This is a genomic window from Pseudochrobactrum sp. AO18b (assembly GCF_000409565.1).
Lineage (GTDB): Bacteria > Pseudomonadota > Alphaproteobacteria > Rhizobiales > Rhizobiaceae > Pseudochrobactrum > Pseudochrobactrum saccharolyticum.
In genome coordinates, this window is sequence record NZ_ANNO01000336.1 from 1 (window position 1) to 7,204 (window position 7,204).

General features: G+C 51.0%; 4 protein-coding genes. 1 reads left to right on the forward strand and 3 read right to left on the reverse strand.

Going from position 1 to position 7,204, the window contains the following annotated elements; all coding sequences use genetic code 11:
• From A918_RS0113245 to A918_RS0113255, 3 genes are all read right to left on the reverse strand, one after another.
• Positions 1–766: inositol monophosphatase family protein (locus A918_RS0113245; RefSeq protein ID WP_022711533.1), on the reverse strand; the 766-nt coding region annotated here is incomplete at its 3' end.
• A gap of 12 nt (positions 767–778) precedes the next feature.
• Positions 779–1,636 (reverse strand): tRNA 2-thiocytidine(32) synthetase TtcA, encoded by an 858-nt coding sequence (gene ttcA / locus A918_RS0113250; protein WP_033316122.1) that lies wholly within the window; start codon positions 1,634–1,636, stop codon positions 779–781.
• Positions 1,637–1,853: 217 nt separating this feature from the next.
• Positions 1,854–2,969 carry a P1 family peptidase gene (locus tag A918_RS0113255; protein WP_198013299.1) on the reverse strand — a complete coding sequence of 372 codons (1,116 nt, stop codon included), beginning with the start codon at positions 2,967–2,969 and terminating at the stop codon, positions 1,854–1,856.
• A 1,282-nt stretch (positions 2,970–4,251) separates the two neighbouring features.
• On the opposite strand from A918_RS0113255, the gene uvrA reads away from it, so the two are divergent.
• On the forward strand, positions 4,252–7,173 hold the full coding sequence (uvrA, locus tag A918_RS0113270; RefSeq protein ID WP_028233792.1) for an excinuclease ABC subunit UvrA: 2,922 nt from the start codon (positions 4,252–4,254) through the stop codon (positions 7,171–7,173).
• The last annotated feature ends 31 nt before the right edge of the window (positions 7,174–7,204 follow it).

Consider the following 7,204-nt stretch of genomic DNA (forward strand, 5'->3'; position numbering starts at 1 on the left):
TCAAACCGCCATCAACATGACCCGGTCTATAAGCACTGCCGTCAAGCCGCGCAGTATAACCACCGGCTTCCTGATGGATCAGATTGCCGGGCAGATGATCCCAAGGCATCAGCTTGTTATAAACCGCGAAATGCGCAGAACCGGTGGCAATCACGCGATATTCATGCGCTGCACAGCGATAGCCGAGATGCGAGAGAAACTTCGCCTGATTACCGGCAACCAGCGTACGATCCGGCTCCGGCAGATATTGCCATGACACACAGCCGGTCATTTCCTTGAGCGCCGGAGCGTCAGCAACACGCACTTTATGTTCACTGCCATCGGCACGGCGAATATAGCTGCCCGCCCCTTTAACGCCGATCAGCCAGTCACGCCCCATCGGGTCATAGATAATACCGGCAACGGTCTCGCCTTTGATATTAACCGAGAGCATAACACCAAACAGCGGCACACCGGATGCGAAATTGAATGTGCCATCCACCGGATCAATAGTGAAAGCCAGATCCGCAGAATTCAGACCATCCAACAGCACCGGATTGTCACTGCAGGCTTCTTCACCAACGATCATCGCACCGGCAAAGCGCTCACGCAGAGCAGCGGTGATCACCTTTTCCGAATTAACATCAGCCTCAGTCACCAGATCAGCAGCCGAGGTTTTCTGGCGGATATCGCCACTGTCCAGCCGGCGAAAGCGCGGCAGAATTTCAGTATCAGCGGTCGAGCTGAGCAAATCAGCCAGCCAGTTAATCTCGCGATGATCAAACATTGTCTGCTTCCGTTATTCTTCTGAGGAGGAGGATAGTTCCGGCGCTACCAGCGACGCAAAATCAAAAATCTTACGATCCAGCAAATGGCTCGGGCGCACATTGGCCAGCGCGCGGATCATCGTATCTTTACGACCCGGCATACGCTTTTCAATATCGGTTAGCATCGCCTTCATCATATTGCGCTGCAAACCGTCCTGACTGCCGCACAGATCACAAGGAATGATCGGGAATTCCATCGCTGTGGCAAATTTTGCCAGATCATCTTCCGCTGCATAGGCCAGCGGGCGCAAGACCAGCAAATCGCCCTCATCATTCAGCAATTTCGGCGGCATCGACGCCAGACGGCCGCCGTGGAACAGATTCATGAAAAAGGTTTCGAGAATATCTTCGCGGTGATGACCAAGCACCAGCGCCGAGCAACCCTCTTCACGCGCAACGCGGTAGAGATTACCGCGACGCAGTCGCGAGCAAAGTGCACAATAGGTCTGGGTTTCCGGCACCTTATCCGTCACGATCGAATAGGTGTCCTGATATTCAATGCGATGGGTAATCTGATTTTTAGTCAGATAATCCGGCAGAATATGTTTCGGAAAATTCGGCTGTCCCTGATCAAGATTACAGGCAATCAGATCAACCGGCAGTAAGCCACGCCATTTCAGATCAAGCAGCAGCGCCAAAAGTCCATAAGAATCCTTACCGCCGGACAGTGCCACCAGCCAGCGGTCGCCTGGACGCACCATGGCGAAATCATCCATCGCCTGACGGGTCTGACGCAGCAGGCGCTTGCGCAGCTTGTTGAACCCGACCGAGGACGGCACATTGCGGAACAGCGGATGACAACCGTCGCCGCTCATATCCTCATCACTCATGGATGCATAATCATCCAGTTCCTGACTGATATCGGAAACCGGCGCAGATTGTTCTGCTTTATCCTGCACGGTTGAGGGGGTGCCGCCATTCAGCGTGGTGTCGTGAATATTCATAATATCTCTGCTGCAAAAAACTGCTGTTAGAGCCTCGAATAAAGCGAACTGCCCCTGTTCGCAACAAAGAAGCGGCTTTTCAGCCGCCTCCCGGTCACAAATTTCATTCAGAGTGTCTGTTATACTTCTTCATAACTTCAACAAGCCGGTCATGCGGAAGTGCGTAGGAGATATTATCGTCGCGCCCTTTCATGGTTTCCGCAGCAATCATCGCATTAATAATCGCCTCTTCGGTTGCCAAAGCAGCAGCCTGAATGAGCGGATCCATTTTATTATTGGAAACCATCTCCATTTGTGTAGTCTCTTCGCGACTAAAAGCATCAGGATTGGCCGTTGAAAACGCGATAAAAATATCACCGCTGCCATTGGCACCAAAACCACCGACACGACCAATGCCAACAGGCACACGACGCGCCAGCCGTTTCAATTGATGCGGCAGCAGCGGCGCATCCGTTGCCACGACAACGATAATCGAGCCGCTTTCCTCACGCGTCCATGATGTATCCTGCATCAGCTCGGTGATTTCCTCACCGACCGGAACACCAGCAATCATCAGATCCTGTCGTCTGCCGAAATTACCCTGCACCAAAACGCCGACCGTATAACCGCCCTCTTCATCGCTCAGTTTACGGGAGGATGTGCCAGTGCCGCCTTTAAAATGAAACAGGTTCATACCAGTGCCACCGCCGACATTACCTTCTGCAATTCTACCGCCAGCAGCATTATCCAGCGCGGCATAGACATGTTCTTTTTTCACATGCATGCCGTTGATATCGTTCAGGATACCGTCCCATGTTTCAGCTACCACCGGCAGCAGCCAGTAAAGATCTTTGAAATGCGGCCCTGTCAGATCATTATCAATCAGCCATGAAACTACAGAATCCCGCACCACGCCAACGCTATGCGTATTGGTGATCGCTATCGGCCCCTCAAGAAAGCCGCTCTCCTCCACCCATGTTGTGCCGGTCATCTCGCCATTACCGTTGAGAGAATACCAGCCGGAGAAAACCGGATTGAATGTCTTCCCCCGTGGCAGAATGGCTGTAACGCCGGTGCGTGCAGGGCCTTTACCGGTCTCTAACTTGCCCTCACCCTCGATAATCGTCGAATAACCAACCGTCACGCCTTCAACATCGGTAATGGCATTATTCGGGCCAGTTGTGCCTGTAAACGGAATACCAAGATCACGTGCGCGCGGTTTATGCGATATGCTTGTCATTAAAATTATTTCCATATTCTGCAATCAAAACAATTCCGCCAGAAGCAGGAGCCGCCGCTGTCGCAAACTGTCTTCAGGCAAAAACACAGCGTCTTTGCCCTGATTTTTGAGAACCCTCCGTGGCGGTATGTCGTCATGCTCCCCGATACCACCACGGGCATATAAGCACCGCAAATTTATCCGCGCAATTGCTTTCATCCCGCCGTTATCAGCAGGCTTATGGCATCACTACTAAGTTGGGAGAGAAGATGAGAAAGGATAGAGGCACATCTGCCTCGGCAATAAGTTTATGCAAGATACAAAAATGCCCTGCCGCTCACTTATTTTGGCGCGCAGGGCTTTTGATTGGGGTTCATCCCATTTTGTCGGTAGTCATTCGCCGACAAGCTTTCAGAAAGCTGCCTTAAAGGCAGGTTATCTGCAGAAATGATAAATTGTTGCTCTTTCAATAAAACCACACTTCAACTTTCATTTGTGACAGTCTGGCTCTGAACCGCAGATATAGCATTCAGCTATAATTTTCAGAACCTTACCACTTTCAGCAAATCCTATATTCTGCGATTTGCTGCCGAAGCACACAGACCGGTGAATATAGTCATTGATCTTTCTATACATACTATCTTCACAGATAGTCCTTACAGAAATCCGGTAGTTTCAGAAAAAACATTATTTTTCGACGATACAATATCGTCATGCATGGTCAGGTGGACTCATCCTTATATTCCTCCTGTTTCGCGCGGAACAGTATAAGTTCCTGTCTGGGCTTTCGCCCGTCTTCAGCTGTTCGGGACTTTACATCCCTTTCCTCCGCTGATGCTGAAGACGATTTCAGTGTGCTCTCAGGACAGCGCATCGTCAACTGATAGGTTTTCACATTATATTACATCGTCATTTGATGAACTTAGAGCATTTCACAGTCAAGTTGGATCAACTTGACGCCCGTGATAATGCGACCAAATAAAGAATCTAGAGCGAGTACTATGATCCAATCTGGACGTAAACCGCTCTAGACAAGAAATTCTGCTTTGCTGCGATTACAACCAAAATCTGACTGGACTTAAGTTCATATTTTGTTCTATAACCTTTTGCAAAATTGCGGGAGAGCAACTGGACTGTCATTGGTGCAGCGCGGTTCCGCAAAACAGAGTACAAATCCGGTCAATATTGAGTTTGAGCAGAGCACACCTATATAAATGTCTGAGTTTCGGCTGAGGCATTGTAAATCCTGCCATTCTCCTGTTTCCGGCCAAATTGTTACGCACCAACCGCAGGCACAATGCTGATGAGCGATCAAAAATTTATTTCCATTCGCGGCGCCCGCGAACATAATCTGAAAAATATTGATATTGATCTGCCGCGCGACAAGCTGATTGTCATGACCGGTCTGTCCGGTTCCGGTAAATCATCGCTCGCTTTCGACACGATTTATGCTGAAGGTCAGCGCCGTTATGTCGAAAGTCTTTCAGCCTATGCACGCCAGTTTCTGGAAATGATGCAAAAGCCGGATGTTGACCAGATTGACGGTCTGTCACCGGCTATTTCCATTGAGCAGAAAACCACCAGCCGCAACCCGCGCTCGACAGTTGGTACTGTCACCGAGATTTACGACTATCTGCGCCTGCTCTATGCACGCGTTGGCGTACCTTACTCCCCTGCTACCGGCCTGCCGATTGAAAGCCAGACTGTCAGCCAGATGGTTGACCGCGTGATGGCTTTTGAAGAAGGCACCCGCCTCTATATCATGGCGCCGATTGTACGCGGCCGTAAGGGTGAATACCGCAAAGAACTCGCTGAACTGCAGAAAAAAGGCTTTCAGCGTGTCAAAATTGACGGTGTTTTCTATGAAATAGCTGACGCACCGGCACTGGATAAGAAATACAAGCACGATATTGATGTGGTGGTTGACCGCGTTGTGGTGCGTCCTGATCTGGCTTCGCGTCTGGCCGACAGTCTGGAAACCTGTCTGCAACTGGCTGAAGGTCTGGCGATTGCAGAATTTGCGGATAAGCCGCTGCCACCGGAAGAAACTGCAGCAGACAGTGCCAATAAATCCAAGAATGACACCCATGAGCGCGTGCTGTTCTCGGAGAAGTTTGCTTGCCCTGTCTCCGGTTTTACCATTGCCGAGATTGAGCCGCGCCTGTTCTCCTTCAACAATCCGTTTGGTGCGTGCCCGACCTGTGACGGTCTTGGTTCTCAGCAGGCCATTGACCCGAACCTGATTGTGCCGGATGAAACTCTGCGTATGAAAGACGGTGCAATCGCACCTTGGGCAAAATCCTCATCGCCATATTACAATCAGACATTGGAAGCACTGGGCAAAGCCTATGGTTTCAAGCTGACCGATAAATGGCAGGATTTGAGCGAAGATGCACAAAAGGCTGTGCTTCACGGCACAAAGGGCAAAGAAATTACCTTTGTTTATAAGGATGGCTCACGCTCTTACGAAACAACCAAGACATTTGAAGGTGTTATTCCCAATCTGCAGCGCCGCTGGAAGGAAACCGATTCCAACTGGTCGCGTGAAGAGATTGAGCGCTATATGTCGGCCACACCTTGTCCTTCCTGTGCAGGCTATCGCCTGAAACCGGAAGCACTGGCGGTTAAAGTCGGCATGATGCATATCGGTCAGTTAACGGAAATGTCGATCCGTAATGCAGATCAGTGGTTCAGCACGATTGACCAGCAGTTCAATGACAAGCAGAACGAAATTGCTGCCCGTATTCTGAAAGAAATCCGTGAGCGCCTGCGCTTCCTCAATGATGTGGGGCTGGATTATCTGTCACTGTCGCGTAATTCCGGCACGCTTTCCGGTGGTGAAAGCCAGCGTATTCGTCTGGCTTCGCAGATCGGCTCCGGCCTGACCGGCGTTCTCTATGTGCTGGATGAACCATCCATTGGTTTGCATCAGCGCGACAATGCCCGTTTGCTTGACACACTGCGTCATCTGCGTGATCTCGGCAATACCGTGATCGTGGTTGAGCATGATGAGGATGCCATCCTCACTGCGGACTATGTCGTTGATATCGGCCCGGCAGCCGGTGTTCATGGCGGTCAGATTATTGCTAAGGGCACACCGTCCGAAGTGATAAACAATCCAAATTCTATCACCGGCAAATATCTGTCCGGCGCAATGCAGGTTATGGTTCCGGCGGAGCGCCGCAAGATCACCAAATCCAAACGCATCAAGGTTGTCGGCGCCCGCGCCAATAATCTGAAAAACGTAACCGGTGAAATTCCGCTCGGTACCTTTACCGCAGTAACCGGCGTATCCGGTGGCGGTAAGTCCACCTTCCTGATCGAAACCCTGTATAAAGCTGCTTCACGTAAAATTATGGGCTCCCGCGAGCATCCAGCCGAACACGACCGGATTGAAGGTCTGGAACTGCTGGACAAGGTCATTGATATCGATCAGTCACCAATCGGCCGTACACCGCGTTCCAATCCGGCAACTTATACCGGTGCATTCACACCAATCCGTGACTGGTTTGCCGGTCTGCCGGAAGCAAAAGCACGCGGGTATCAGCCTGGACGCTTCTCATTCAACGTCAAAGGCGGACGCTGCGAGGCCTGTCAGGGTGACGGTGTTATCAAGATTGAAATGCACTTCCTGCCTGATGTTTACGTGACTTGTGATGTTTGTAACGGCAAACGCTACAACCGCGAAACACTGGAAGTTCTGTTTAAAGGCAAGAGCATCGCCGATGTTCTTGATATGACGGTTGAAGAAGGTGTGGAATTCTTCGCTGCGGTGCCAAGTATCCGTGACAAGATGGAAACGCTGAACCGCGTCGGTCTTGGCTATATCAAGATCGGCCAGCAGGCGACCACGCTCTCCGGCGGTGAAGCCCAACGCGTTAAACTCGCTAAGGAACTATCACGCCGCGCAACCGGCAAGACGCTGTATATTCTTGATGAGCCAACCACCGGCCTTCATTTCCATGACGTTGCCAAACTGCTGGAAGTGCTGCACGAACTGGTCGATCAGGGCAACACCGTTGCTGTTATCGAGCATAATCTCGAAGTCATCAAAACGGCGGACTGGGTGCTGGATCTGGGTCCTGAAGGCGGTGACGGCGGTGGTGAGATCGTTGCTGTTGGTCGTCCGGAAGATATCGTCGCCGAACCGCGTTCTTATACCGGCCACTTCCTGAAGGAACTGCTGGAACGTCGCCCTGACGGCAAAACACTCGCAGCTGAATAAATAAAAACGCCGCCTCATAAAACAGGCGGCG